Source organism: Aquimarina sp. ERC-38, from assembly GCF_026222555.1.
GTDB lineage: Bacteria > Bacteroidota > Bacteroidia > Flavobacteriales > Flavobacteriaceae > Aquimarina.
Window position 1 is genome coordinate 3,251,989 of record NZ_CP098511.1, and the last position, 25,043, is coordinate 3,277,031.

Below are 25,043 nucleotides of genomic sequence, written 5' to 3' on the forward strand. Positions count from 1 at the left end.
CTAATGCCTTCTACCTACCCAACTAAAAAACGAACATATCAACAATATTTTACGTACAATTGTTAATTACTTTGTAAAGTAGGTGTTTTATAAGTCTGTTTGTCCTCTTATATTAGAGCAAAGAAGAGTCCCTGAATTATGAGTGAAGAAACAAAATATACCGAGGATAATATACGGTCGCTGGACTGGAAAGAACATATCCGTATGCGCCCCGGGATGTATATCGGGAAGTTAGGCGATGGATCTTCGGCAGATGATGGTATCTATATTTTAGTAAAAGAAGTACTGGACAATTCGATTGACGAATATGTAATGGGTGCCGGTAAAACTATCGAAATTTCCATACAAGGTGAAAAAGTGATCGTCCGTGATTACGGCCGTGGAATTCCGCTAGGTAAAGTGGTAGATGTGGTGTCCAAAATGAATACTGGGGGGAAATACGACTCCCGTGCGTTTAAAAAATCCGTGGGACTAAATGGGGTAGGGACCAAGGCGGTAAATGCCTTGTCTACCTATTTCCGGGTGGAGTCTAACCGGGATGGGAAATCGGCTTCGGCAGAATTTGAGCAGGGTAACCTGACCAATCAGGAATTACTGGAAGAAACTTCACGGCGTAAAGGGACTAAAGTTTCATTTATTCCCGATGCGTCCATTTTTAAGAACTACAAATTTCGGTCAGAATACGTAGCTAAAATGCTTAAAAACTATGTATATCTGAATCCAGGACTGACAATTGTTTTTAATGGCGAACGCTATTTTTCCGAAAACGGTTTAAAAGACCTACTTTCAGACACCATCAATGCAGACGATCGGTTATACGATATTATCCACCTCAAAGGAGATGATATTGAAGTAGCCATGACGCATAGTAAAACACAGTATAGCGAAGAATATCATTCATTTGTTAACGGACAACATACCACTCAGGGAGGAACACATCAGGCAGCTTTCCGGGAGTCGGTAGTAAAAACCATCCGTGAATTTTATAATAAGAACTACGATGCCAGTGATATCCGAAAATCTATCGTTTCTGCGATTAGCATCAAGGTGATGGAACCAGTTTTTGAAAGCCAAACCAAAACCAAACTAGGTTCTACCGAAATGGGAGGGGATCTGCCTACCGTACGAACTTATATTAATGATTTTGTCAAAACGCAATTAGACAATTATTTACATAAAAATCCGCAAACTGCGGAAGGCCTGCAACGTAAAATTTTACAGGCAGAACGCGAACGTAAAGACCTTTCCGGAATTCGGAAACTAGCAAGAGAACGGGCAAAAAAAGCAAGTTTACATAATAAAAAACTACGGGATTGCCGGGTACATCTGACTGATAGTAAAAACGAAAGAAACCTGGAAAGCACCCTCTTTATTACCGAAGGGGATTCGGCTAGTGGGTCGATAACCAAATCCCGGGATGTCAATACACAAGCAGTATTTAGTTTACGAGGGAAACCACTGAACTGCTACAATATGTCCAAGAAAATTGTGTATGAAAATGAAGAATTCAACCTGTTACAAGCAGCGCTGAATATTGAAGATTCTATGGAAGATCTTCGGTATAATAATATTGTCATCGCTACGGATGCAGATGTAGATGGTATGCATATTCGGTTGTTACTGATTACTTTTTTTCTTCAATTTTTCCCGGAATTGATTAAAGAAGGGCACCTTTATATTTTACAAACCCCGTTATTTAGGGTTCGGAATAAAAAGGAAACTATATATTGCTATTCCGAACAAGAAAGGCGAGAGGCTATTGCAAAACTTTCCGGCAAACCCGAAATTACCCGTTTTAAAGGATTAGGAGAAATTTCGCCGGATGAATTCGTACACTTTATTGGAGACGATATGCGCCTGGACCCGGTAATGCTGGATAAAGATAAATCTATTGAAGAATTGCTATCTTTTTATATGGGTAAGAATACACCCAAGCGACAAGAGTTTATTATAGATAACCTAAAAGTAGAATTAGACCTTATTGAAGAAGCTTCCTAATCATTATTGCTAAAGAGAAAGAATAAAACTTAAAAAGCCTCCGGATTTTATATGAGTTCAGAAAACGAAAATGAACCTTTAGATAACGAATTACAACCTGAAAATTTAGAACCCCAGGAAATTATTACCAAAATTACGGGCATGTACGAGGACTGGTTCTTGGACTATGCTTCTTATGTAATTTTAGAACGAGCCGTACCCGCTATTGAAGACGGGTTAAAACCAGTACAGCGTCGGATTTTACATTCTATGAAAGACCTGGACGATGGGCGCTACAATAAAGTGGCGAATATCGTTGGACATACCATGCAATACCATCCGCACGGAGATGCCAGTATCTCTGATGCCATGGTACAAATCGGGCAAAAAAACCTGATGATTGACATGCAGGGCAACTGGGGGAATATATTGACCGGTGACCGGGCAGCAGCAGCACGTTATATCGAAGCGCGCTTATCCAAATTTGCCCTGGACGTTGTGTATAACCCCAAAATTACTGAATGGCAATCTTCTTATGACGGCCGTAAACGCGAACCTGTAAACCTTCCCATTAAATTTCCGTTACTTTTAGCCCAGGGGGCCGAAGGGATTGCAGTGGGGTTAAGTACTAAAATTTTACCTCATAATTTTATCGAATTAATTGAAGCTTCCATAAAACATTTGCAAGGGAAGCGGTTTAAAATATTACCTGATTTTCCTACGGGTGGTATTGCAGATTTCACCAATTATAACGACGGATTACGGGGCGGAAAAGTACGCGTAAGGGCAAGGATTTCTCAAAGGGATAAAAATACCTTGGTTATTAACGAAATCCCATTTTCAACAACAACCGGTACCTTAATTGACTCCATTTTAAAAGCCAATGATAAAGGGAAGATCAAGATTAAAAAAATTGAAGACAATACCGCTGCCGAAGTTGAAATCCTAATTCATATACCATCCGGGATTTCGCCGGATAAAACTATTGATGCCCTATTTGCTTTTACGAACTGCGAAATTTCAATTTCGCCTCTGGGTTGTGTAATTGAAGATAATAAACCCGATTTTATTGGGGTTAGTGAGATGTTACGACGTTCTACCGATCATACGGTAGAATTATTAAAAAGCGAACTGGAAATTCAGTTGAATGAATTACAGGAACAGTGGCATTTTGCTTCGCTCGAACGAATATTTATTGAAAACCGAATTTACCGGGATATTGAAGAAGAAGAAACCTGGGAAGGAGTAATTGCTGCCATTGACAAAGGTTTACAACCACATATTAAACACTTAAAACGTGCGGTCACCGAAGAAGATATTGTACGTTTAACCGAAATCAGGATTAAGCGGATATCCAAATTTGATATTGATAAAGCACAGCAAAAAATTGATGCCCTGGAAGCAGACATTGCACAGGTAAAACATCATTTAGAGCATTTGATAGAATACGCTATCGATCACTTTAAGCGACTTCGTAAGACTTACGGAAAAGACAAAGAACGTAAAACAGAAATTAGCCTGTTTGATGATATCGAGGCTACTAAAGTGGTGATCCGTAATACTAAACTATATGTGAACCGTACCGAAGGTTTTGTAGGAACTTCCTTAAGACGAGATGAATATGTAGCGGATTGTTCTGATATTGATGATATTATCTGTTTCACCCGTGAAGGTAAAATGACGGTGACCAAAGTAGATGCCAAGACTTTTGTAGGTAAAGACATTATCCATGTAGCTATTTTTAAGAAAAAAGATAAACGAACCATCTACAATATGATCTATCAGGATGGTCGCGGTGGTACTACGTATGTCAAACGATTTGCAGTATCAGGAGTTACACGCGATAGGGAATATGATTTAACTCAGGGTAAAAAAGGTTCAAAAATCCACTATTTCAGTGCTAATCCTAACGGCGAAGCCGAAATTGTAACCATTCACCTACGGCAGTCCGGAAGTATTAAAAAATTAAAATTTGAGCTTGATTTCTCAGAACTGGATATTAAAGGTCGGGGTGTACGAGGGAATGTAGTTACTAAATATAATATAAAAAGGGTAGAACTAAAAGAACAAGGGATTTCTACTTTAAAACCACGTAAAATCTGGTTTGACGACACGGTACGGCGTATTAACGTAGACGGTAGGGGAGATCTTTTAGGGGAATTTAGAGGTAAAGATCGTTTGTTGATTATTGAACAAAATGGAATTGCAAAAACGGTATTTCCGGAAGTAACCTTACATTTCAGTTCGGATATGGTGGTATTGGAAAAATGGAACCCAAAGAAGCCAATTTCCGCCATTTACTGGGATGGCGAAAAAGAAAAATATTACGTAAAACGATTTTTAATCGAGCATCCCGAACGAGAAGAACATTTTATATCAGAGCATCCAAAGTCATTTTTAGAAATCGTTTCAACAGATTACCGACCGGTAGCTGAAGTGGTTTATAATAAATTACGGGGTAAAGACCAAAAACCAAATGATGAGATTAATTTAGAAGAATTTATTGCGGTAAAAGGTATTAAAGCACATGGTAACCGCCTTACAACAGAAAAAGTAAAACAAATCAATCTACTAGATCCCTTACCCTATGAAGAAGAGCTTCCTGAAGTTATTCCGGAAGAAGAAAGTACAACAGAACTAAACAATCCGCTTCAACTTAAAAAAGATAGCACATTCACCGAAGGTAATACGTCCGAAAACACTAAAAACCCCTCCGATTCGGATGGCGACGATACCCCAGAGCTAGACGGCAACGGAGAACAAATCACCTTGTTCTAACAGAGCACCTGATTGTGGTTCAGGAGGTCGTAAGTATAGGTAGTCAGTTTTCTTTCCAAATACCTATACTGAGTTCCCCTTTAGAGACCAGTACTGAGTTCCCCTCTAGAGAGGGGCTAGGGGTGTGTTGAGTAGGAGTAACCCCAAATGATTAAGAGTTCCCCTCTAGAGAGGGGCTAAGGGTGTGTTGCGTATGAGTAAGCCCACAATGGTAAAACTCCAAACAGTCCACAACAACAGAAGTCCAATCAGTACGAAACACACCCAAGAATTTCTAGTGAATTAAAATTCACTGAAATTCTATCCCTCTCAAGAGGGAAAGCCAAAGAGTTCCTTCTCAAGACCTGTACTGAGTTTATCGAAGTAGTGGCTAGGGGTATGTTGAGTAAGAGTAAGCCCGCACGAGTAAGAGTTCCCTCTAAAGACCCGTACTGAGTTCCCCTCTAGAGACCCGTACTGAGTTTATCGAAGTAGGGGCTAAGGGTGTGTTGCGTATGAGTAAGCCATTTGAGTAAATACATAACAGTAAAAGTAACCACCCCCACTCCAAAAATCAAAACCAAGTATTTGCAAAAAAGGTCGAACTTGATTAAAGTTCGACCTGAGTAACGTATAGGTTTATATTATTTCTAAAAACAAACGTTATTTCCAGGACCATAAAGTCTTCTTAAAGCTCTTCGATCATTAAAACTTAGTTGTCTTACCGTTCCGGCGCGACCTCCATTCATTAAAGAAGCATTATCCTCATTTGCCACTCCCGGAACGGGCCTTCCGAAAGGAGCAGTATTAGTATGTGCAAATCCGATATTATGACCTATCTCATGTTCAATAGTGGATCTTACGTTAGCATTTAAAAATGGCCTACCATTAAAGAAATCCGGATTAATTAATATAGTTCGTCCTGCTCTGCCATTTTCCGGAAATTGAGCCATTCCAGCTACATTAGGAGCTAATCGTCCCCCATCAAAGTTAATTACAATATCTGCATTATTAGTAACCCTTACTAATCTTAAAAAACTACCGTTCACATTGTTCCAGTTCCTTATCGCCGTATTTACCTGAACATTCCATCTATTTCCTAAATTACTTCGGATTCGCACATTTCTTGACCTTTGACAAGTCATTACACGAACAAATCTTTGCTTAGTGACGGGTTTAACAATATCCTCCGTAGTAAGGTAAATATCACCTTCTACAAGATATCCTTCTTCATAAGGTACCACAGGAATTTCGACAGTGTCAAACCCTAAATTTTCCAGACCTGAAATGATATGTTCAGGGATTGTTTCTTTATTAACTTCTGTAATTGATTCCATGCTTTCATCCTGACATTGGACCATGATAAAAGCTACACCTAATAAGGCTACTAAAGATTTTAAATTTTTCATTGTGTGAAATTTGTTTAATTAATAATCTATAAAACTTACTGTTAAGTTAATGAAATACAGGGCTTAACAATTTTATTTCGCATTAAAATAATGTTAATTGTAAGAAAATGCCTAAAATATAGTTGGATATAAATGGTACTCAAATAAAATTTACGAATAGTAAATCATATAAAAAGTGAAGATAAGTTAGTTTAAACTAATCGATTGGAAATGTTGCTCCCAGGGCTAATGCACCTGAAAATTGATTTACATTTAAATGGAAATAGTAAGTAAATTCAAAACTTGTATTATGATTGCGCCCTAAAGCTAAACCTAAAGTGAAGGGAATATGTAATACAAATCCGTCCTTATCCACCTGACTAAAAGGAGAGATGGTTTTAAAAGAACCTAAAGCGCCCCCGATTCCTAAATCTATATAAGGCGCTATATAAGGTATAGGTGCGCATAACCTAATTTTACCCCCGAAAAAAACAGCTCTGGTAGAAATTCGAGAATCAGAAAATTGAGGTTCAAGTTCATCTTTACTGGTCGAAGTATAGACAAAACCTAAATACGGACGCATGCTAAACCATTTGGATTGACTTACAATATACTCTGCCTGGGCATGGAAACCATTACCGAATAGATCAATTTCTACATCATTGGAGGAAGTAACACCTAAACCCACAGAGATATTAATATACTCACCCTTTGTGAGTTGACCCCAACTGTATAGACTAGTAAGAAGAAATAGAAAGAAAAGTTTAGACGTTTTAGTAGAACTGATTGTTGACATTAGATTAATTTTTGATTGATTTTAGATGAATAATTGTAAAATAATATGAAGTACAAAACCTTAATTAAAGGATTCCGGCGAAACTACTAAATTGTGTGAAACATTAAAAACAAATTTAATTCTTCTTTACAAACTTGGTAAGAATCACAATACGCTGACCGTCTACCTTCCCTTCAATATGCTCCGCATTATCATGGACTAAAGTAATATTACGAACGGCGGTACCTCTTTTTGCGGTGAAATTGGCACCCTTTACATCCAGGTCTTTGATTAGAACTACGGTATCTCCGGGGGATAGTAAGTTACCATTAGCATCTTTGTGGATAACCTTAACGGTAACAACACCTTCTCCCGAAGCTTTAGCCCATTGTAATCGTTCTTCATTGAGGTACATCATATCTAATAGATCTCGCGTCCAACCTTCTTCTTTTAACCGAGTAAGCATACGCCAAGCCAATACCTGAACACCAGGTACTTCACTCCACATACTATCATTAAGGCAACGCCAGTGATTTGCTTCCGTTTTTTCAGGATCTTCAATTTGTTCTTTACAAGTGGCACAGATATAAACATAAGCATCAATACCCACGTTGGGAGAATCTTCAATAAGATGTATAAAGAGGGTATCTTTAGCAGAACATAATTCACAAATATGCTTACTACGTACTTTTAGCTCTTTCTCCATGGGTATAAATGATTCAAGTGATACTATTTAACTTTCTGTGGTAACACTTGTTTTTCCTTTTTTACGAAGTTTAAAATTAATAAATTCTACAAAAAGGGAAAAAGCAATAGTAAAGTATAAATAACCCTTAGGGATTGTACCTACTTTACTATCAAAAATCTCGAGATGCGCTAAATGTGCTGCTTCGGCAATTAGCATAAAACCAATTAGAATTAAGAAGGAGAGCCCTAAAATCTGAACGGATGGATGCTTATTGACAAACCTTCCTACGGGAGTTGCAAATAACATCATAATTAAAACAGATATGATAACAGCAATGATCATTAATAGCAACGCATCATTCGGGTTTTCGCTTAAACCGTTAGTCATTCCGACTGCGGTAAGAATAGAATCAAAAGAAAAAACGACATTAATTAAGGTAATCTGCATAATAGCATTTGATAACGTAGTGGAGCTTTTAGCTTTTAACTCTTTTTCTTCTTCTCCCTTTTCATCTACTTTTTCATGAATTTCGTGAACACTTTTATACAGTAAAAATAAACCACCACCAAACAGTATAAAAGCTTGTCCGCTAATTCCGGCTTCCATCCAGGGGAGGTTGATATGCCAGAAAGGTGCTTCCATAGCGACTAATAGAGATATCCCAAATAATAAAATAATACGCATAACCATGGCTAAAATCAACCCGATATTGGTTGCTTTCTTTTGCTGGTTTTCCGGAAGTTTGCTGGAAGCAATAGAAATAAAAATAATATTATCAATTCCCAGTACGATTTCTAAAAAAGTCAAAGTAAGTAATGCCACCCAGGCATCTGCCGAAGCAAATATATCAAACATCAGTTTATTTTTTTTACGGTTCCTATTTGTTTATCTTTAGTTTGCCCTACCAATCCGTATTCAAAAGTATACGTATTACCTTTCGTAGTCAAGATTTTCATATGAAGGGCTTTTTCTTCCTTTCTATTCGTCGGGTGTAGTTTTTTGACAATGTATTCACAATTATTAATCCAGCGGATACTTGCGGTATCACTTTTACCCCGGAAGAAATCAATCTCTATGGAATCATTCCGTACAAAGGTTGTTTTTGCCAGTTCACCATTTAAAAAGGTTTCAAATTCAAAAGTACCTTGTTGGAAATCTATACACTTTCTTTCTATTTGAGTACATTTTGTAAATAACCCAAAAATGAGTACCGATACATACATCATAAAAGAAACCTGTTTTTCCATAATCCACCTATTAGGCTAAAATAGTTTTAATTCTAAAATAGGAGGGATGCGATACCTAAAAGTTGTCAAGATTCAGTTGGAAAAAATTGTTTAAAACTACCATCGGTATAAAAATAGGTGATATGATCCAATTGTTTTACTCCTGAAACTTTAGTTATTTTTTCCAATTTTTGAGTTCGTATTTCCTTCTCTTCCGGATTTGGTTCGGCATTAATTTTTGATACGTCAGAACGCTTATTCTGTTGAAGAGTCTTAGGTAATTTTTTCAGATTTTCATCTTTGATTTCCTGCATTTTTTCTGCATCCGTTAGCGTACCTTTTCCTTGTAGAAACCACCTTACATTAAGTTCCGGGTAGGTGTCAATAATTTTAATTAGTAAATCCAGGCTTGGCTTATTTCGACCGGAAAGAATATGGGATATAGAAGACCGGCCTACACCAATAGCATCCGCAAACATAGCCGCATTCATATCATAATGTTGTAGTAGTTGTTTAATACGTTTTGTAAATTCCGGCTTGTTTACCATTGTAACTAATCTTAGAGATACAAATGTAATCAAATTAATTGATACATTCTTAACCTTAGCAATCTAGCTTCAATTAACACATTAGATAACGATAGTTAAATATTGATTTTAAGTAAATTAATTATTTAATAATATGAAGTTAAAGAATAAGTATACATGTATGCTAATTACATTTGTAAACTTTAAATGGATTTGAAGTTATTAAAGATATGTGTTCCTAAAGTTTACAAATGTGTATCTATTTTCGTTTAGTTCTAACGGATATTTCACAATTTTAACAAGATGATAAAATGGTAGAAATAGAAAGGATACCTATAAATATATTGTAACCGAAAATAAGTAACTTTGACCTTATGATAGCAAAACAAACCTACCCTTTACTTCATCAAAAATATATGGAACCCCGCATGTGCGGGCGTTATATTAATTACGAAATTATTTCCCCTTTAATAGAGCAACATTCAGGTATGTTTTTAAAACAAGAAGTTGGAACTTCAGAAGGAGGAATTCCAATCGATATGTTAACAATAGGTTCCGGTGAATTTAAGATTTTAGCCTGGTCTCAAATGCACGGGAATGAGAGTACAACAACCAAAGCTTTTTTTGATTTTCTCAACTTTTTAGCAGATTCTGACAACAAAGATGCTCAAGGTATTCTTAAAAATTGTACCATCTATTTTATACCGATGCTAAACCCTGACGGGAGTAATGCCTACACTCGTGTAAACGGTAATCAGGTGGACCTTAACCGGGATGCAAAAAATCTTTCTCAAAAAGAGAGTATATCTTTTAGAAAAACAGTAGAAAGAATTCAACCTGATTTCGCCTTTAACCTTCACGGGCAACGAACTATTTTTAGTGCGGGAGATACAAATGTACCAGCAAGCATTTCATTTTTGTCCCCTGCTGCAGACAAAGAACGATCCTTAACTCCTTCCAGAAAAGTCGCTATGCAGTTAATTGTTGAAATGAATAAAGTACTACAAGAGTTTATACCAAATGGGGTAGGCAGGTACGATGACGGCTTTAATGATAATTGTACGGGTGATACCTTAGCCATAATGAACGTACCTACCATTTTATTTGAAGCCGGTCATTACCCAAAAGATTACAAACGGGAATACACCCGAAAGCTCATATTTTATGCGTTGCTTATTGGAATTACTACTATTTCTAATCAATCCTATAAAACCATAGATGAACAACGGTATTTTTCAATCCCGGAAAACGGTAAAAATTTTAATGATATTCTTATCCGCCAGGTGTATTTAAAGGAAAAGTTAGTGGATATTGCCATACAATATGAAGAGCAATTGTACGGAAAACAGTTACAATTCATTCCGAAAATAGTTAAAATTGGAAATCTAGAAAATTTATTTGGTCACCGGGAAATTCATGGAAATCAACGTGTAATAAGGCACGAAAACGATACAGTACAGGTTGTTGAAGGAGTTAAGATGTTAAATTTCTTCCTAAATGATGAATTATTCTCAACAGAACCAACAAAAATTTAAATTAAGATGTGCAATAAGTTAATTTTTCTGTTATTTTTGCAAAGAATTAATTGGGAAATTATATAACCACTTATGGCAAAATTTAAATTAGACGAAGTTGATCACCAGATTCTGGATATGCTAATCGAGAATACCCGTACCCCCTTTACGGATATAGCAAAAAAATTATTGATTTCGGCAGGAACAGTTCACGTACGTGTAAAGAAAATGGAAGAAGCGGGGATAATCGAAGGTTCTTCATTAACCCTTGATTATAAAAAATTAGGATATTCCTTTATTGCTTACGTAGGGATATATCTCCAAAATACATCTCAAACTAAATTTGTTTTACAACGAATTAACGAGATACCGTTTGTAACCGTAGCGCACATAACTACTGGTAAGTTTAATATTTTCTGCAAGGTACGGGCAAAAGATACCAACCATGCAAAAGATATTATCTTTAAACTGGATGATATTGATGGTGTGTACAGAACCGAAACGATGATTTCTTTAGAAGAAAGTATCAACGATAAAAAACGTTTGATGCATTCAATCTTTCAGGAATTATAATGTTTATATATGCATATAACATCAACCCTTTAAGAAACCTTAGAGGGTTTTTTTATGAACAAATAGCCAGTATTAATTACTTTTATTACAACTTTATAAAGCACTATGGCCAGATTACCTAAAGTAGAAAGATTCAATCATTATGTATTAACCAAGTACGAAATTTACAACAGTATTTTTATGACACTCCCATTTGATTCAGTGTCAAATACTGGGGTATTGCTACCACTGTTTAAGAGTATTTGTGAAGAAGGGTATAAAAAAGAGAATAATCCTACGGAGATTGTCAATACGTTTTTTGACGTTTATCAGAACAAGCCTTCCTCAAAAGAGAAATACGATCTATTATTTCGTTTTATCCAATATATTGAACGTCAGGTAGTATTATTTGATGCTATTGAAGATGCTGCTTTTCCAATCGTAAATAATATGGAAGGCAGGGGAACCCTTAGAAGCATTAAAGAAGAAGCACAAGCAAAAGGACAGGTAACTCGATTGCAGGATTATTTGAAAACCTTTAAAATTCGACCTACCTTAACGGCACATCCTACTCAGTTTTATCCGGGTACGGTACTTGGGATTATTCATGACCTGGACACCGCCATTCGAGAGAATAATTCTCAGATGATTAAAAAGCTGTTAGCGCAGTTAGGTAAAACCGCTTTTTTTAACAAAGAAAAACCAACACCTTATGATGAAGCAGTAAGCTTGATTTGGTATCTGGAAAATGTATTTTATCACGCGGCTAGTACTATATTCGATTACGTACAACGCAATATCTTTAAAGGAGATGATTTACATAATGATCTGATCAACTTAGGCTTTTGGCCGGGGGGTGACCGGGATGGAAATCCGTTTGTAACTACAGAAACTACGATTAAAGTAGCCAAACGATTGCGTAAAACCATCCTGATCAACTATTATCGGGACATGCGTAAGCTAAAACGAAGAATTACGTTTGGAAACCTGCAAAATAAATTGGCTGAGTTGGAAACCGCCCTGTATAATAATTTCTATTACAGTAAAACTTCAGATCGTTTATCTATGGATACCTTGTTAAACGGACTATTAGAAGTGCGAGACGAACTGATTGAAAAGCATCAGTCCTTATTTTTGGAGGAACTGCAAAGTATGATTAATAAAATCCGAATTTTTGGGTTTCACTTTGCTACTTTGGATATCAGACAAGATTCAAGGGTACACCATAAGGTTTTACTAAATATAGTAAGCAGAACGCAGGAATTAGGACTAGATATTTTTCCTAAAGATTATACTGATAAATCCGAAGAAGAACAAATTGAAATCCTTTCTAATTTAAAGGGTAGTTTAGACCCTTCACAGTTTGATGAAGATATTACCCGAGGTACCTTAGAGTCTATTTATGCTATAAAAACCATTCAGGAAAAAAACGGCGAACGTGGCGCCCACCGATATATTATTAGTAATAATGGAAGTGTATTAAATGTCATAGAAACTTTTGCTATGATTCGTTTATGCGATTGGGATGAACCTACAGTAGACGTCATACCTTTATTTGAAACCGTACCGGATTTAAAAATTGCTCATGAGGTGATGGAAGCTTTATACACCAATCCATCTTATGCTGCACATTTGAAAAAACGTGGTATGAAGCAAACTATTATGCTCGGTTTTTCTGATGGAACTAAAGACGGTGGCTATTTAATGGCAAACTGGGGTATTTTTAAAGCAAAAGAAGCCTTAACCGAAATTTCAAGAAAATATGATGTTAAAGTGGTATTTTTTGATGGTAGGGGAGGCCCACCAGCACGAGGAGGCGGAAATACCAATCAGTTTTACGCATCATTAGGTCCGACGATTGAAGATGAAGAAATACAGATTACCGTACAGGGACAAACTATTAGTTCCAACTTCGGGACTTTAGATTCTTGCCAGTACAACCTGGAACAAATGCTAGGGGCAGGGGTTGAAAATGCTATGACCAATAATGAGAGCAATTTATTTTCAACTGAAAATAAAGTAACCATGCAGGAGTTAGCGGATATAAGCTATCAAACCTACGTGGATTTTAAAAGTCATCCGAAGTTTTTACCGTATTTGGAGCATATGAGTACGTTAAAATATTACGGGAAAGCAAATATAGGAAGTCGACCTTCCAAAAGAAATACAGGAAGTACTTTAGAATTTTCGGATTTACGGGCCATCCCATTTGTAGGAAGTTGGACAATGCTAAAACAAAATGTACCCGGATTTTACGGGGTGGGTACCGCCATTAAAAAGTTGGAGGATAAAGGCGAGTTTGAACGTGTACAACAATTGTATAAAGATTCGGCTTTCTTTAGAACCTTGATTGCTAACAGTATGATGAGTTTGACCAAATCTTTCTTCGGATTAACTTCTTATATGAAAGATGACGAAGAATACGGGCAGTTTTGGCATATTATCCATGATGAATTTGAACTAACTAAAGCGCTATTATTGAAATTAACCGGATATGGCGAATTAATGGAAAACGAACCTGCGGGGAAAGCATCTATCGAAATGCGGGAGAATATTGTATTGCCTTTGCTAACTATTCAGCAGTATGCTTTAAAGAAAATCCAGGAAATCAAAAGAGGAGGTGCAGATGACGCAGATTTAGAAATCTATGAAAAAATGGTCACCCGTTCTTTATTCGGAAACATTAATGCCAGTCGTAATTCAGCGTAGTAAACAATAAGCATTTTACATTACCATATAAAAAAGTTATCATTTTGGTAACTTTTTTATATTTGTAGTAAAGTATAATATTTAATAATATTTTCGAGAGGAACCTTAAAAGATTTTTAGATAAAACATAAAGATTGCGAGATTCAGTTAAAAATTTGGTATTGGGAAATGAATAATTCCAAATGGAAATCCATGAACCATTTAAAAAGCACATATCCGGATGCAAGTATTTTGAAAAATAATCGAGTTGTTTTTAATATAAAAGGAAATAATTATCGACTAATCGTACGTTTTAACTTTGATTATCAACTTGCCTGGATACGTTTTGTTGGCACACACGCAAACTATGATAAAATTGATGCAAATAAAATTTAGTTATGAAAATAGCACCTATAAAAAATAGTAGTGATTATAAGAAAGCCTTAGAAAGATTAGAGTTTATTTTTGAGGCTAAAAAAGATACCGAAGAAGGTGATGAATTGGAAATATTAGCTATGGTAATTGATAAATATGAATCAGAACATTTTCCTATAGATATGCCAGATCCAATTGCAGCAATTACATTTAGAATGGAGCAGCTAGGCTTGAAACAAAAAGATTTAGTCGAAATAATTGGTTTTAAAAGCAGGGTAAGTGAGATTATGAATAAAAAACGAAAACTAACCCTGGAAATGATTCGAAAGTTGCATAAAAAATTAAATATTCCCACAGAGGTCTTAATTCAAGAGTACTAATGAATTTAAACCAAGTTACCGTACCCTCCTTAAACCTTAAAAGAGCCGTTTCTTTTTATCAGAAGTTAGGACTGCGGTTAATCGTAGAATCAATACCTACTTACGCCAGATTTGAATGTCCTGAAGGTGATAGTACCTTTTCAATACATTTGGTAGAAAAGTTACCGGAAGGGGAAGGGGTTTATACGTATTTTGAGACTTACAGGTTAGATAAAGAAGTAGAAAAATTAGTTCAGGAAGGCATCACATTTTTAAGTTTACCAGAAGACAAACCCTGGTTATGGCGAGAAGATCGACTTAAAGATCCTGATGGTAATTTAATTATATTTTATCAAGCCGGAGAAAACCGAAAGAACCCTCCTTGGCGTATAACTACATAAAAAATGACCGGAATTGAAGAAGAATACAACGAAGTAGATTACAGTGATAAGAAATTACCACTGCAAAATTATGACGCTTGTATTTTTACCAATTGTAATTTTTCAGGTGCTAACTTATCTGCTATAGTATTTACCCAATGTTCCTTTTTCAATTGTAATTTTACCGGAGTTAAATTAAAAGAAACTTCTTTCCAGGAAGAATGTCAGTTTATCGAATCAAAACTGGTGGGTGCTGACTTTTCGATATGCAACCCCTTTATGATTTCATTTCAGTTTGACAATAGTAATTTGGAGTATAGTAGCTTTGCAAATTTAGACATCAAGCATACCACCTTTAAAAACTGTAATTTAAAAGAAGTGGATTTTACAGATAGTGATATTTCTAAAAGTATTTTTGCTTATTGTAATTTAGAAAAAGTCATTTTTGAAAATACTACTGGTACCGAAGTAGATTTTCAGACTGCAATGAATGTTCAAATTGACCTGGAAACTAATAATTTTAGGAAATCCATATTTAGCCGAAATAATATAGACGGGTTACTTTCAAAGTATAAGATTAGAATTCATTAGTGTCCGGTAAAGATTCAAGATCGCTATCGCTTCTAGAAACAAGAATCAAGACTAATCTTTATAGTGTTAAAAATCAATATTGTAATAAATATTTACGTTAAAGAACAAATTACTTTTAAAAAAGTGAAAAAGCAACCTCCAAACACTTTAAAGTTTGGAATTACCTTATTATAATATGCTTTCTAAACTTTTATCTATTTTAACCGAACACTAATGATTATAAATAATGATTAAAAACGAAATTCTTTTAGTGTCAATCAAAATAACGTAAGCAAAACAACAAAGTCTTCTTTATTGACTACTTTTCTTAAGCTGATTCATTACCTTCTGTAAACGATCTATACTTTGATAAATTTCTTCGGTAGTAAGGCAGGCAAACCCCATTCGGATTCCTTTACTTGTAACAGCATCACCATAAATTAAATAATCCGATGAAAACGGAATATCAAGTGCTTTTGCCGAAGCCATAACATTATCCCAGGTGTACGTATCGCGTAACAATACCCAAACCGCCATGCCGCCTTCAGGTTTAGTAAAATTGAAAAACTTACCACATTGTTCAGAGAGAAGTTTGCAAAACAGGTCCCGACGTTTCTTATAAATTTTACGTACTTTTTGGATATGTCGATAAACATCTCCGTTTTTAATAAGAATACTAATTACATGTTCTAAGATAGTATCCCCTTGCCGATCAATAATACTTCGCAAGTGTGCAGCTTCTCGAATAAAATCAACGGGTCCAATTAAATACCCGATTCGTAGCGCAGGAGCTATAATTTTAGTAAACCCTCCCAGGTACAGCACATTTCCGGTTTCGTCACTACTAGCCAGGGGTAGGATAGGAGCGTTGTTATAATGAAAATCATAATCATAATCATCCTCAATAATAGCAAACTGGTATTGTTGTGCCAACTGTAGCAAGTGCATCCTTCGCTGAGGGGATAAGGTAACGGTAGTCGGATAATGGTGATGCGAAGTTACATAAACTGCCTGTATAGGTTGAGTTTTACATAAAGTTTCAATCTCTTGGGTATTTAATCCATCTTTATCAATACTGACTGTTTTTACCTGACCACCGCAATACGTAAAAGTGTCATTAGCCGTATTATAATTGGTATTTCCACAGATAATTATTCTGTTTTTCAAAAGTAGTTGTCCTGCCAGGTACATACTCATTTGACTTCCCCGGGTAATCAAAATTTGATCGTAAGTAATATGAAGGCCCCGGGTGGCGTTTAGATATACCGCCAATCTTTTCCTAAGTTGAAGGTTTCCGTAGATAGAATTATATTTTAATAAATGCCGATTGTAACTTCGCTTCATGACATCCCGATATACTTTTGATATTTCATCAATAGGAACTAAACGGTGATCCGGAACACCATCTGCAATTAGGTTAATTTTTTTATCAAGAACTTCAGGTTTTTGATATAATAAATCATTTTTAAGAAAATCAAAAGAAGCGTATTCACTGTTATTTTTTTGATGTATAGGTTGTTTAAAACTTACGGGTTGTACTACCGGAAGTTGCTTAGTGACAAATGTCCCCTTATTTACTATGGTTTCTATCCAGCCTTGAGCCTGGAGTTCAGTATAAACAGCAATAATGGTTTTTCGATGTAGGTTGAGTTCGTTAGCTAAAGTCCGGGATCCGGGAAGCTTTACACCCGGTTGGAGTTTTCCTGAGCGTATGAATTTAATAACTTGATGCGAAAGCTGAAGATAAACAGGTTCCTGTTTTTTACGATCGTAGGAAACATTTCCTTTTAATGGAAAAACCGGACTACTCATATATTACTATCTGGATGATTATGATAGTCCAAATCTACTGTAATTTTGACAAAAACTAATTACTATGTCATCCTATTCAGTAAATAATCTTAACAAAGTAATTCGAGGTAGTAAGAGAGCAACTTACAACATCGAAGAAATTGATGCCATTGCCGATGCTGGTTTTTTATGCCACGTTGGGTACGAATTTGAAGGTCAAACCATCGTGCTACCGATGGCTTACGGTAAAATTGGACAAACCTTTTACCTGCATGGGTCTTTAAAAAACCGGATGCTTACCAATTTAATAAGTTCAGGTAAAGCTTGCCTATCGATCACCCATTTGGACGGTTTGGTTTTAGCCAGGTCCGGATTTCATCATTCAGCCAATTATCGGGCAGCAACGATATTTGGAACAACCCGAATGGTACAAGATCGTGATGAAAAAATGAAGGCTTTAGAATCTGTAGTTAATCAAATGGTTCCGGATCATTGGGATACTTTGCGAGAGATGAATGAGAAAGAATTTAAATCCACCTTAGTAGTCGCTGTAGATGTTACTACTGCTTCCGCCAAGATCAGGGCGGAAGGCGTTATTGACGAAAAAGAAGATCAAAACCTTCCTGTTTGGGCAGGAGTAATTCCAATCAAACAAATAGCCGAAGCACCTATAACCGCTCCCGATGTACCCAAAGAGGTAGAAATTCCAGAGTCGGTCAAGGATTATGCTTCTAAGAATAGCTTTCTAAAATTATAAATTTTGGAAAGTTTCAACTTATGAAATATTGATTGGCCACTGTATTATCTAGTGACCATATTCAACGTTTGGTTTAAGAACGCCTCTTGTATGTTGCATTTGCATGCTAAATGCAGAAGATATAAACTGTTGTGTATTTTGCTTTTATTCAGTTGCCAAATCCACTTTTTGATTTAGCAACTCTACATTAAAGTTAACCTTTGCATTTAATGCTCTAAACACTTTTAAGATTGTTTCAAACCTTGCATCTCTCAAATTATTTTCAATTTTAGAAATCTGCGCTTTTTTTACTCCAATTAACTCTCCAAGTTGCGTTTGGGTTAATTTTCTTTCCTTACGAGCTTGTTTGATTGCTTCTCCAATAAAGTCAAGTCGCAATTCGTTTTCGTAAGCATTTCTTTTAGCTGTCCCTTTTTTACCAATATATTTATCTTTAGCTTCATCAAATGTGTATGTTTTCATCACTTCTTGTTTTTATCTTCAAAATATTTGTTCATTAATTCGGTCGCTTTGTCAATCTCTTTTTTCGGTGTTTTTTGAGTTTTTTTAATAATTCCGTGTGTTGCAACTACTATAGTCACTTTATTTTCAGTTTTATCCCAAAATGCAAAAAGTCGATATTGCTTTTTATTATACAAAGTCCTAAATTCCCAAATATCCGAAGTAAGCTTTTTAAAGAGGGTATTGTCCGTTTTAACTTTTGCTCTGTCAATGTTAAAGAGTATTTTCTTTTAAGACTTTTCTTCAAGTGTATTTAAGAAGTGAAAAACTTCTTCTAGAAATTCGACTTTAAATTTTACCGTCATTCAGATATTAGCTTATTACAAATATAAAAGTTTCCTTTTTAGCAAACAAATTTTGTCACATAAACGGTTTCAGCGTATTATAAACAACAATAGAATAAAAGTAATTACTTTAAACCACAATGTCACATCGAGTGCGCGAGGTACGAGCGTGTATCGAGATGCTCAATTTTGCCACTCGACCAGACGGTAGCATTATAAATAACTTCCTTAAATTAAACGTCACATCGAGTGCGCGAGGTACGAGCGTGTATCGAGATGCTTAATTTCGCCACTCGACCAGACGGTAGCATTACAGATAGTTTTGTTTAACCACAACATTACATCGAGTGCGCGAGGTACGAGCGTGTATTGAGATGCTCATTCTTCAGAATAAAACCACTCGACCAGACGGTAGCATTACAAGTAGCTTCGTTTAACTACAACGTCACATCGAGTGCGCGAGGCACGAGCGTGTATCGAGATGTTTGTGCTATGAAAGTAAGAGGTATAATTCAAAAAGGTCTCGATACAATTTTGTTCTTCATTCTTCAGAACAAAACCACTCGACCAGACGATAAATTTTATGTAGTGACATAAAGCACAACGTCACATCGAGTACGCGAAGCATGAGCGTGTATCGAGATGTTCACTCTTCAGAATAAAACCACTCGACCAGACGGTAGCATTACAGATAGTTTTGTTTAACCACAACGTCACATCGAGTGCGCGAAGCATGAGCGTGTATCGAGATGTTTGTGCTATTAAATAGATAATACAATAAAAGTAGTACTTATACTTCTAATTCTGGCGAAACGTAAAGCTTTAACGCCTAGCTTTAAAACTTCTTTTAGATTCTAACAATAATCCTTAAATTCGCGGCAGCAAAAAATCTTATATATGACTTCATACGATATTATTGTTTTAGGTAGTGGCCCCGGCGGATATGTTACGGCAATTCGAGCTTCGCAGTTAGGTTTTAAAACGGCGATTATTGAAAAAGAAAGCCTGGGTGGGGTATGTTTAAATTGGGGGTGTATCCCAACCAAAGCTTTACTTAAAAGTGCACAGGTATTTGAATACTTAAAACATGCCAAAGATTACGGATTAACGGTAGAGAAGTTTGATAAAGATTTTAATGCAGTAGTAAAACGTAGCCGAAATGTTGCCGAAGGAATGAGCAAAGGCGTACAGTTTTTAATGAAAAAGAATAAAATTGACGTTATTGAAGGTTTTGGAAAGCTGATCAAAGGTAAAAAAGTGGAAGTTAGTAGTAGTGACGGCAAAAAAACTACCTATGAAGCTAAAAATATTATCATTGCTACCGGGGCACGTTCGCGTGAATTGCCCAACCTACCTCAAGACGGTCAAAAAGTGATTGGGTATCGAAAAGCCATGACTTTAGAAAAACAACCGGAAAAAATGATCGTAGTAGGATCGGGAGCTATCGGAGTGGAATTTGCCAATTTCTACAATTCTATGGGTACCGAAGTAACTATTGTAGAATACCTGCCTAACCTGGTTCCGTTAGAAGATGAAGAAGTTTCCAAACAATTTGAGCGAAACTATAAGAAATCCGGGATCAAAGTAATGACGAATGCTGCGGTAGAAAGCGTAGATACTAGCGGTGATAAGGTGAAAGCTACTGTAAAGACTAAAAAAGGCGAAGAAATATTAGAAGCTGATATTGTACTATCTGCCGTAGGTATTAAAACAAATATTGAAAATATTGGCCTGGAAGAATTAGGAATTGCTACAGACCGGGATAAAATTGTCGTTAATGATTGGTACCAAACCAACATCCCCGGAATTTATGCAATTGGTGACGTGGTACCTGGCCCTGCACTGGCACATGTGGCTTCAGCCGAAGGAATTATTTGTGTGGAAAAATTAGCCGGGTTACATGTTGAAGCTTTAGACTATAACAACATACCGGGATGTACCTATGCTTCCCCTGAAATTGCAAGTGTAGGAATGACTGAAAAACAGGCCAAAGAAGCCGGATATGAAATTAAAGTAGGTAAATTCCCATTTTCTGCATCCGGAAAGGCGAGTGCTGCCGGGACTAAAGATGGATTTGTAAAAGTGATTTTTGATGCTAAATACGGAGAATGGTTAGGTTGCCATATGATTGGTGCCGGAGTAACTGATATGATTGCTGAAGCTGTTTTAGGTAGAAAACTGGAAACTACCGGACATGAAGTACTAAAAACCGTTCATCCTCACCCTACCATGAGTGAAGCAGTAATGGAAGCCGTAGCAGATGCTTACGATGAGGTTATTCATTTGTAATTTTTAATAGTATAGCTTTAAGATTGAATGATCTTTTAAGTAATACTATTATATAACACTGTCATATAGAATACGGTATTCATAATATAATGGTAAAGTCAATACAGGCTTGTCAAAGTTTTAGACACTTTAGACAAGCCTGTTTTATATGGAATCAGCGGATAAATTAAAGTTAAATAAAAGAGGTTACTTATTTACGCTATCTACCTTCGGAATTAAATCGCAATACCAGAAAGCATTATCCCAATTCTGGTCATTACTTGAAGTACCACAAACTTCGTCATCATCATTATCATCAGTAGCTTGATAACTTTTAAGTACTTTTTCTCCTATGGAAAAAATTATCGGACTTTTGAAAATAGGACCATCGTAGACAAACGTATGAAATTCACCGTTTTCTCCGCACGGGTCAACACCTTCCGGCAAACGCTTTAGAAAATCCTCGTTGATTGGAACCCCGCAAAAAGTCTTATCTAATAGCTTAGCATTCGTACAAACTACGATTGCTTTATATCCTAAATCAATAAACTCGCGGACTAATTTACGGGTATCTTTTTTCCAAAGTGGAAACACTGGTTTGATACCTACAAGCTCTAATTGTTTCTCACGATAAGCACGTAAGTCTTCTAAAAAGATATCACCAAAAACCGAATGAGTAAGCCCTTGTTGTTGTAGCGTTTGAATATGCTGCTTAAGTATTGCATCATAAGTAGTCATACTAACATTACCAGGTAGTTCAATAGTATGAAGCTTCATACCTAAACTTTCTACTTGCATCTCTAACAAAGCTTTACGAACTCCGTGCATAGAAATTCTGTTAAACTCACTGTTAACAGAAGTCACCAACGTATCAATGGTAAAAGTTGGATTTTTTAATAGGGTATGCAACGTAAGACAACAGTCTTTACCTCCGCTCCAATTCAAATAGGCTTTTTGCATTACACCTCTATAAAACTTCGGATTGCCAGGTCATAGCCTTTAATACCAAAACCCATTATAATACCTGATACTACAGCAGAAAGGTATGAATGATGCCGGAAGCTTTCTCGTTTATGCGTGTTTGAAATATGGACTTCGATCACCGGGGTTTTAATCGCCTTGATAGCATCTGCAATGGCAATAGATGTATGTGAATAGGCACCTGCATTAAGTACCACCCCTTGAAATATATCGTCAGCCTCTTGCAATTTAGTAACCAGATCTCCCTCGTGATTGGACTGATAATAGGCTAGTTCAATATCTTTATACCGGAACTGTAGATCTGCAAAAAAGTCTTCAAAAGTCTGACTTCCGTAAACCTCTGGTTCTCTTTTACCTAGTAAGTTTAAATTAGGGCCATTTATAATTAGTATTTTCATGTTTTTGTTTTGTTTAATAAGCAACTAGAATGTTTTTACTCTCCTAATAGTATAGTATTCTAAATCATTAGTGTCCGGTTAAAATAAATAAAAGTTTGTAAAGCCTGGTAATATATGGTGATCTTAAACTTTAAAGTAGTTGGAGGTTGCTTTTTTAGTTTTTTTAAAATTAATTAGTTTTGATTCTTCATTTTAGAAGCAATAGCGATCTTGAATCTTTACCTAACATTTATGATGTAAAGTTTACATTATGTTATTGATCGGCATCCTGGGTTTCTTCATTAAATATCCTTCGGTTATCTTTGGTTTTAAATAAATACCCGAGGGATACTTGCGCCATTTGATTTTTAGCTTCAATTGAAGTATTATTAAAATCTCGCAAACCGGAGTAATACCGTGCCTGAAAAAATAATCCTGATTCAAGATAATAGCCTATACCTACGACTGCTCCGAAATCAAAATTATTAAAAGAATCGTAAAAAGGGTCATTATCCGGTAAGTCTTCATTACCAAAAGTACTTAAATTAGCTACTTGTAACCCGGCTTCAATAGCAAAGGAATTTTTAATATAATATTTAGCTAAAACTGGTAAAGCAATATAGTTCATTCCAATCTCTTGTGTTTGATTTTCTACTTCCATAGTATATCCTTGTGCGGAATAAAAAAGTTCTCCTTGCACATAAAACTGATCAAACACCGGATATTCAACCAAAACCCCAAAATGAGCCCGGGTTCTACCTCCGGTGTTTTCCAAGTCACCGGTAACAAAACTATAATTAATTCCTCCTTTGAAACCAGCTCTGGCAAACTTTAGCTCTTCATCCTTAATTTTTTGGGCATTAGCTATATCTACGAGCATAACCACTATAAAAAATATTAAAAATTGTTTCATAGAGAGGGTGTATTGATATTCAAAAATACCTTATTTTTTACTATTTTTAGGACTTGACCTCTAGAAGTAATTCAAATGCGTCTGAATAACTAATTAAAAATTTTATGAACTTAAATAGTGATGCCCTTGTCTTATTTTCCATCATTTTCTATTGATATTAAGAAATTATGAACTGGGAACAAGCTGTTAAAGATTTTACTTCTTACCTCACGATTGAAAGAGGACTATCTAAAAATTCTATTGATAATTACCAATATGATATCTATAAATTGGTCAAATATCTAAAGCAGCACCAAATTAAAACGGTTCCGGTAACAATCAATAAAGAAGTATTACAGCAGTTTATTTATACGATTGCTAAAGAGGTCAACGCACGATCTCAATCCCGAATCATATCGGGCTTAAAAGGGTTTTTTAACTATTTGCAGTTTGAAGATTATCGAAATGATAATCCTATGGACTTAATCACTACCCCTAAAATAGGAAGAAAACTACCGGATACACTTTCTACTGAAGAAATAGATATCCTAATTAGTAAAATTGATCTGAGTAAAGCCGAAGGAGAGCGAAACCGGGCGATGATTGAAACGCTTTACGGATGCGGGCTCAGGGTTAGTGAACTTATTAATCTAAAACTTTCCGGTTTATTTTTTGAAGAAGGTTTCATTAGCGTTATCGGAAAAGGTAACAAACAACGATTGGTTCCGGTGGCTCCTGTTACCGTAAAATATATTGACATCTATAAGAACCAAATTCGGTCACATATTACTATTGCCAATGGTCATGAGGATATTCTTTTCTTAAACCGAAGGGGGAAACAACTTACACGGGCTATGATCTTTACTATTGTTAAGAATCTGGCTACTAAAGCTAATTTTAATAAAAATATAAGTCCACATACTTTCAGGCATTCTTTTGCTACGCATTTGTTAGAAAATGGAGCGGATTTACAGGCAATACAACTAATGTTAGGACACGAAAGCATTACCACTACTGAAATTTACATGCACGTAGATAAAAGTCACCTTACCGAAGTCATTAATACATTCCATCCTCGGAGGTAGTTGGTGGACTTTATTAGTTGATGGTTTTTAGTTGTCCGTTGATAGTTTACATTATGATCTCTCGTACCTCATGCACTCGATGTGACGTTTCTGTTTAATGGAGCTATTTGTAATATTACCGTCAGGTCGAGTGGCAAAATTGAGGAACGAAATTTTGTTGTATCGAGACCTTGGTGAATTATACCTTTTACTTTTCATAGTAAAAACATCTCGATACACGCTCATGCTTCGCGCACTCAATGTGACGTTGTGTTTTATACAACTACATATAATTTTATCGTCGGGTCGAGTGGCAAAATTGAGGAACGAAATTTTGTTGTATCGAGACCTT

At 35.9% G+C, this 25,043-nt stretch carries 24 protein-coding genes; 12 read left to right on the top strand and 12 right to left on the bottom strand.

Going from position 1 to position 25,043, the window contains the following annotated elements; translation table 11 throughout:
- Positions 1 to 138: 138 nt before the first annotated feature.
- Both NBT05_RS13540 and NBT05_RS13545 read left to right on the top strand, forming a co-directional pair.
- Positions 139 to 1,998, top strand: a complete 1,860-nt coding sequence (locus tag NBT05_RS13540; protein ID WP_265770394.1) for a DNA topoisomerase IV subunit B — start codon at positions 139 to 141, stop codon at positions 1,996 to 1,998.
- A gap of 51 nt (positions 1,999 to 2,049) precedes the next feature.
- Positions 2,050 to 4,755, top strand: coding sequence for a DNA gyrase/topoisomerase IV subunit A (locus NBT05_RS13545; RefSeq protein ID WP_265770395.1), 2,706 nt, complete (start codon positions 2,050 to 2,052; stop codon positions 4,753 to 4,755).
- Between the two features lie 629 nt (positions 4,756 to 5,384).
- On the opposite strand, the gene NBT05_RS13550 is transcribed toward NBT05_RS13545, so the two are convergent.
- The 6 genes from NBT05_RS13550 to NBT05_RS13575 all read right to left on the bottom strand — a co-directional run bounded on the left by NBT05_RS13550 (position 5,385) and on the right by NBT05_RS13575 (position 9,359).
- Positions 5,385 to 6,143, bottom strand: a complete 759-nt coding sequence (locus tag NBT05_RS13550; protein WP_265770396.1) for a M57 family metalloprotease — start codon at positions 6,141 to 6,143, stop codon at positions 5,385 to 5,387.
- A 196-nt stretch (positions 6,144 to 6,339) separates the two neighbouring features.
- Positions 6,340 to 6,918 (bottom strand): hypothetical protein, encoded by a 579-nt coding sequence (locus tag NBT05_RS13555; protein WP_265770397.1) that lies wholly within the window; start codon positions 6,916 to 6,918, stop codon positions 6,340 to 6,342.
- A gap of 115 nt (positions 6,919 to 7,033) precedes the next feature.
- Positions 7,034 to 7,609: an alkylphosphonate utilization protein gene (locus NBT05_RS13560; RefSeq protein ID WP_265773249.1), complete on the bottom strand. Its 576-nt coding sequence runs from the start codon at positions 7,607 to 7,609 to the stop codon at positions 7,034 to 7,036.
- 21 nt (positions 7,610 to 7,630) lie between these two features.
- Positions 7,631 to 8,440 carry a TerC family protein gene (locus NBT05_RS13565; protein ID WP_265770398.1) on the bottom strand — a complete coding sequence of 270 codons (810 nt, stop codon included), beginning with the start codon at positions 8,438 to 8,440 and terminating at the stop codon, positions 7,631 to 7,633.
- The gene (locus tag NBT05_RS13570; protein ID WP_265770399.1) at positions 8,440 to 8,832 is read right to left on the bottom strand and encodes a DNA topoisomerase IV; all 393 of its coding nucleotides are present in this window, start codon (positions 8,830 to 8,832) and stop codon (positions 8,440 to 8,442) included. The genes NBT05_RS13565 and NBT05_RS13570 overlap by 1 nt, the downstream gene beginning before the upstream one ends.
- A 65-nt stretch (positions 8,833 to 8,897) precedes the next feature.
- Positions 8,898 to 9,359: a helix-turn-helix domain-containing protein gene (locus NBT05_RS13575; protein ID WP_265770400.1), complete on the bottom strand. Its 462-nt coding sequence runs from the start codon at positions 9,357 to 9,359 to the stop codon at positions 8,898 to 8,900.
- A gap of 353 nt (positions 9,360 to 9,712) precedes the next feature.
- On the opposite strand from NBT05_RS13575, the gene NBT05_RS13580 reads away from it, so the two are divergent.
- The 7 genes from NBT05_RS13580 to NBT05_RS13610 all read left to right on the top strand — a co-directional run bounded on the left by NBT05_RS13580 (position 9,713) and on the right by NBT05_RS13610 (position 15,797).
- Entirely contained in the window at positions 9,713 to 10,873 is a 1,161-nt protein-coding gene (locus NBT05_RS13580) for a M14 family zinc carboxypeptidase (protein ID WP_265770401.1), read from the top strand.
- Between the two features lie 72 nt (positions 10,874 to 10,945).
- A complete protein-coding gene (locus NBT05_RS13585; RefSeq protein WP_265770402.1) occupies positions 10,946 to 11,425 on the top strand; it encodes an Lrp/AsnC family transcriptional regulator in 480 nt (159 codons plus the stop codon).
- Between the two features lie 105 nt (positions 11,426 to 11,530).
- Positions 11,531 to 14,113: a phosphoenolpyruvate carboxylase gene (locus NBT05_RS13590; protein WP_265770403.1), complete on the top strand. Its 2,583-nt coding sequence runs from the start codon at positions 11,531 to 11,533 to the stop codon at positions 14,111 to 14,113.
- 120 nt (positions 14,114 to 14,233) lie between these two features.
- Positions 14,234 to 14,488: a type II toxin-antitoxin system HigB family toxin gene (locus NBT05_RS13595; RefSeq protein WP_265773250.1), complete on the top strand. Its 255-nt coding sequence runs from the start codon at positions 14,234 to 14,236 to the stop codon at positions 14,486 to 14,488.
- A gap of 2 nt (positions 14,489 to 14,490) precedes the next feature.
- The gene (locus NBT05_RS13600) at positions 14,491 to 14,847 is read left to right on the top strand and encodes a helix-turn-helix domain-containing protein (protein ID WP_265770404.1); all 357 of its coding nucleotides are present in this window, start codon (positions 14,491 to 14,493) and stop codon (positions 14,845 to 14,847) included.
- Complete coding sequence (locus NBT05_RS13605; RefSeq protein ID WP_265770405.1) at positions 14,847 to 15,227, top strand: VOC family protein; 381 nt, start codon at positions 14,847 to 14,849, stop codon at positions 15,225 to 15,227. The genes NBT05_RS13600 and NBT05_RS13605 overlap by 1 nt, the downstream gene beginning before the upstream one ends.
- A 3-nt stretch (positions 15,228 to 15,230) precedes the next feature.
- Positions 15,231 to 15,797 carry a pentapeptide repeat-containing protein gene (locus NBT05_RS13610; protein WP_265770406.1) on the top strand — a complete coding sequence of 189 codons (567 nt, stop codon included), beginning with the start codon at positions 15,231 to 15,233 and terminating at the stop codon, positions 15,795 to 15,797.
- A gap of 291 nt (positions 15,798 to 16,088) precedes the next feature.
- Here NBT05_RS13610 and NBT05_RS13615 read toward each other — a convergent pair whose 3' ends face one another.
- Positions 16,089 to 17,588: a PLP-dependent aminotransferase family protein gene (locus tag NBT05_RS13615; RefSeq protein WP_265770407.1), complete on the bottom strand. Its 1,500-nt coding sequence runs from the start codon at positions 17,586 to 17,588 to the stop codon at positions 16,089 to 16,091.
- Between the two features lie 64 nt (positions 17,589 to 17,652).
- On the opposite strand from NBT05_RS13615, the gene NBT05_RS13620 reads away from it, so the two are divergent.
- Complete coding sequence (locus tag NBT05_RS13620) at positions 17,653 to 18,324, top strand: pyridoxamine 5'-phosphate oxidase family protein (RefSeq protein WP_265770408.1); 672 nt, start codon at positions 17,653 to 17,655, stop codon at positions 18,322 to 18,324.
- A 144-nt stretch (positions 18,325 to 18,468) separates the two neighbouring features.
- Here the strand turns inward: NBT05_RS13620 and NBT05_RS13625 are convergent, their stop codons facing one another.
- Both NBT05_RS13625 and NBT05_RS13630 read right to left on the bottom strand, forming a co-directional pair.
- Positions 18,469 to 18,786: a helix-turn-helix domain-containing protein gene (locus NBT05_RS13625; RefSeq protein WP_265770409.1), complete on the bottom strand. Its 318-nt coding sequence runs from the start codon at positions 18,784 to 18,786 to the stop codon at positions 18,469 to 18,471.
- The gene (locus tag NBT05_RS13630) at positions 18,786 to 19,049 is read right to left on the bottom strand and encodes a type II toxin-antitoxin system RelE/ParE family toxin (protein ID WP_416346196.1); all 264 of its coding nucleotides are present in this window, start codon (positions 19,047 to 19,049) and stop codon (positions 18,786 to 18,788) included. The genes NBT05_RS13625 and NBT05_RS13630 overlap by 1 nt, the downstream gene beginning before the upstream one ends.
- A gap of 957 nt (positions 19,050 to 20,006) precedes the next feature.
- Between NBT05_RS13630 and lpdA the strand changes: the two genes are divergently transcribed.
- Positions 20,007 to 21,398 carry a dihydrolipoyl dehydrogenase gene (lpdA, locus tag NBT05_RS13635; RefSeq protein WP_265770410.1) on the top strand — a complete coding sequence of 464 codons (1,392 nt, stop codon included), beginning with the start codon at positions 20,007 to 20,009 and terminating at the stop codon, positions 21,396 to 21,398.
- 186 nt (positions 21,399 to 21,584) lie between these two features.
- On the opposite strand, the gene NBT05_RS13640 is transcribed toward lpdA, so the two are convergent.
- The 3 genes from NBT05_RS13640 to NBT05_RS13650 all read right to left on the bottom strand — a co-directional run bounded on the left by NBT05_RS13640 (position 21,585) and on the right by NBT05_RS13650 (position 23,648).
- The gene (locus tag NBT05_RS13640; RefSeq protein ID WP_265770411.1) at positions 21,585 to 22,337 is read right to left on the bottom strand and encodes a diphthine--ammonia ligase; all 753 of its coding nucleotides are present in this window, start codon (positions 22,335 to 22,337) and stop codon (positions 21,585 to 21,587) included.
- Positions 22,337 to 22,756: a type II 3-dehydroquinate dehydratase gene (gene aroQ / locus NBT05_RS13645; protein ID WP_265770412.1), complete on the bottom strand. Its 420-nt coding sequence runs from the start codon at positions 22,754 to 22,756 to the stop codon at positions 22,337 to 22,339. The genes NBT05_RS13640 and aroQ overlap by 1 nt, the downstream gene beginning before the upstream one ends.
- Before the next feature lie 253 nt (positions 22,757 to 23,009).
- A complete protein-coding gene (locus tag NBT05_RS13650; RefSeq protein ID WP_265770413.1) occupies positions 23,010 to 23,648 on the bottom strand; it encodes a porin family protein in 639 nt (212 codons plus the stop codon).
- Between the two features lie 167 nt (positions 23,649 to 23,815).
- Between NBT05_RS13650 and xerD the strand changes: the two genes are divergently transcribed.
- On the top strand, positions 23,816 to 24,712 hold the full coding sequence (gene xerD / locus NBT05_RS13655) for a site-specific tyrosine recombinase XerD (protein WP_265770414.1): 897 nt from the start codon (positions 23,816 to 23,818) through the stop codon (positions 24,710 to 24,712).
- The last annotated feature ends 331 nt before the right edge of the window (positions 24,713 to 25,043 follow it).

Excerpts from the sequence above, each read along its gene's own strand:
- NBT05_RS13540 (WP_265770394.1), top strand. The coding sequence starts at position 139 with ATGAGTGAAGAAACAAAATATACCGAGGATAATATACGGTCGCTGGAC.
- NBT05_RS13545 (WP_265770395.1), top strand. The coding sequence starts at position 2,050 with ATGAGTTCAGAAAACGAAAATGAACCTTTAGATAACGAATTACAACCT.
- NBT05_RS13550 (WP_265770396.1), bottom strand. The coding sequence starts at position 6,143 with ATGAAAAATTTAAAATCTTTAGTAGCCTTATTAGGTGTAGCTTTTATC.
- NBT05_RS13555 (WP_265770397.1), bottom strand. The coding sequence starts at position 6,918 with ATGTCAACAATCAGTTCTACTAAAACGTCTAAACTTTTCTTTCTATTT.
- NBT05_RS13565 (WP_265770398.1), bottom strand. The coding sequence starts at position 8,440 with ATGTTTGATATATTTGCTTCGGCAGATGCCTGGGTGGCATTACTTACT.
- NBT05_RS13570 (WP_265770399.1), bottom strand. The coding sequence starts at position 8,832 with ATGGAAAAACAGGTTTCTTTTATGATGTATGTATCGGTACTCATTTTT.
- NBT05_RS13575 (WP_265770400.1), bottom strand. The coding sequence starts at position 9,359 with ATGGTAAACAAGCCGGAATTTACAAAACGTATTAAACAACTACTACAA.
- NBT05_RS13580 (WP_265770401.1), top strand. The coding sequence starts at position 9,713 with ATGATAGCAAAACAAACCTACCCTTTACTTCATCAAAAATATATGGAA.
- NBT05_RS13585 (WP_265770402.1), top strand. The coding sequence starts at position 10,946 with ATGGCAAAATTTAAATTAGACGAAGTTGATCACCAGATTCTGGATATG.
- NBT05_RS13590 (WP_265770403.1), top strand. The coding sequence starts at position 11,531 with ATGGCCAGATTACCTAAAGTAGAAAGATTCAATCATTATGTATTAACC.
- NBT05_RS13600 (WP_265770404.1), top strand. The coding sequence starts at position 14,491 with ATGAAAATAGCACCTATAAAAAATAGTAGTGATTATAAGAAAGCCTTA.
- NBT05_RS13605 (WP_265770405.1), top strand. The coding sequence starts at position 14,847 with ATGAATTTAAACCAAGTTACCGTACCCTCCTTAAACCTTAAAAGAGCC.
- NBT05_RS13610 (WP_265770406.1), top strand. The coding sequence starts at position 15,231 with ATGACCGGAATTGAAGAAGAATACAACGAAGTAGATTACAGTGATAAG.
- NBT05_RS13615 (WP_265770407.1), bottom strand. The coding sequence starts at position 17,588 with ATGAGTAGTCCGGTTTTTCCATTAAAAGGAAATGTTTCCTACGATCGT.
- NBT05_RS13620 (WP_265770408.1), top strand. The coding sequence starts at position 17,653 with ATGTCATCCTATTCAGTAAATAATCTTAACAAAGTAATTCGAGGTAGT.
- NBT05_RS13625 (WP_265770409.1), bottom strand. The coding sequence starts at position 18,786 with ATGAAAACATACACATTTGATGAAGCTAAAGATAAATATATTGGTAAA.
- lpdA (WP_265770410.1), top strand. The coding sequence starts at position 20,007 with ATGACTTCATACGATATTATTGTTTTAGGTAGTGGCCCCGGCGGATAT.
- NBT05_RS13640 (WP_265770411.1), bottom strand. The coding sequence starts at position 22,337 with ATGCAAAAAGCCTATTTGAATTGGAGCGGAGGTAAAGACTGTTGTCTT.
- aroQ (WP_265770412.1), bottom strand. The coding sequence starts at position 22,756 with ATGAAAATACTAATTATAAATGGCCCTAATTTAAACTTACTAGGTAAA.
- NBT05_RS13650 (WP_265770413.1), bottom strand. The coding sequence starts at position 23,648 with ATGAAACAATTTTTAATATTTTTTATAGTGGTTATGCTCGTAGATATA.
- xerD (WP_265770414.1), top strand. The coding sequence starts at position 23,816 with ATGAACTGGGAACAAGCTGTTAAAGATTTTACTTCTTACCTCACGATT.